Annotated in this window: 1 protein-coding gene; it reads left to right on the forward strand. The window is 62.3% G+C overall.

Features of this window, described 5'->3' with window-relative positions; all coding sequences use genetic code 11:
* Positions 1-122 precede the first annotated feature (122 nt).
* Positions 123-1328: an IS256 family transposase gene (locus P0X85_RS15040; RefSeq protein ID WP_275815168.1), complete on the forward strand. Its 1206-nt coding sequence runs from the start codon at positions 123-125 to the stop codon at positions 1326-1328.
* Positions 1329-1378 lie beyond the last annotated feature (50 nt).

Raw genomic sequence — 1378 nt, forward strand, 5'->3', positions numbered from 1 at the left:
GGTAGCGTCCACGGACGTGGTGTAAATTCAGCGCCGTCTTCGGTGTAATCTCAGGTGGCCATCGAGGTGTATGGTCGAGGTGGAGTTTGGCGACTTCAACCACGAACCACACGGAGACCCCGATGACCAAGACCACCATGGACCTAACCGAGCTTCTGCAAAAGCACGATCAGGGTGACTTGCTGCGCTCGATCGCAGAGGCCGTCCTGCAACTGATGATGGAGAGCGATGTCGATGGCCTGATCGGCGCTGGCCGCCATGAGCGGGCCGAGCAGCGCACGACCTGGCGCAACGGCTACCGCGACCGCTCCCTGGACACCCGGCTGGGGACGTTGAACCTGAAAGTGCCGAAGCTGCGGCAGGGCAGCTATTTCCCCGGCTTTCTCGAAGCCCGCAAAACCTCTGAGCAAGCACTGGTTGCCGTGATCCAAGAGGCGTGGATCGGCGGCGTCTCGACCCGCCGCGTCGACGAGCTGGTGCAGGCCATGGGGCTGAGTGGCATCTCGAAAAGCACGGTGTCCAAGCTGTGCAAGGATATCGATGAACGGGTCGGCGAGTTCCTGAACCGCCCGCTGACCGGGGACTGGCCCTACGTCTGGCTCGACGCCACCTATCTCAAGCAACGCCAAGGCGGGCGGATCGTCAGCGTGGCCGCAATAATCGCCGTTGCTGCCAACACGGAGGGGCGCCGTGAAATCATCGGCCTGGGAGTTGGGCCATCTGAAGCAGAGACCTTCTGGATGGACTTCCTGCGCAGCCTGAAAGCCCGCGGCCTCGATGGCGTGAAACTGGTGATCAGCGACGCCCATACCGGCCTGAAAGGCGCCATCTCGCGGGTCTTCGAGGCAACTTGGCAGCGCTGCCGCGTTCACTGGATGCGCAATGCCCTCGCTCATGTCTCGCGCGGTCAGCACACGGTCGTCGCCGCCGCGATCCGACAGGCCTTCGAGCAGCCCGACCGGAAACATGCGGGCGAAACTTGGCAGCGCGTGGCCGATCAGCTCCGTCCCCGTTGGCCCAAGCTGGCTGACCTGATGGATGCCAGCGAACACGATGTCCTGGCCTACATGGCCTTCCCCCGCCAGCATCGGACCAAGCTGCACAGCACGAACCCGATCGAGCGTCTGAACAAGGAAGTGAAACGCCGCGCCGACGTCGTTGGCATCTTCCCCAACGAGGCATCGATCATGCGTCTGATCGGCGCTGTGCTGTTCGAGCAGAACGACGAATGGCAGACCTCAAGCCGCTACATGATGGTCGAGGCCTTCGCCCAGATCGACAAGGAGGAGATCGACCCCATTCTCAGCATAACCACGAAAGCCGCCTGATCATGACCTCAGGCCATCTGGGAAATTACACCACCTTGACGGACGCTACC

The organism is Pseudothioclava nitratireducens, assembly GCF_029210495.1.
GTDB classification, from domain to species: domain Bacteria; phylum Pseudomonadota; class Alphaproteobacteria; order Rhodobacterales; family Rhodobacteraceae; genus Pseudothioclava; species Pseudothioclava nitratireducens.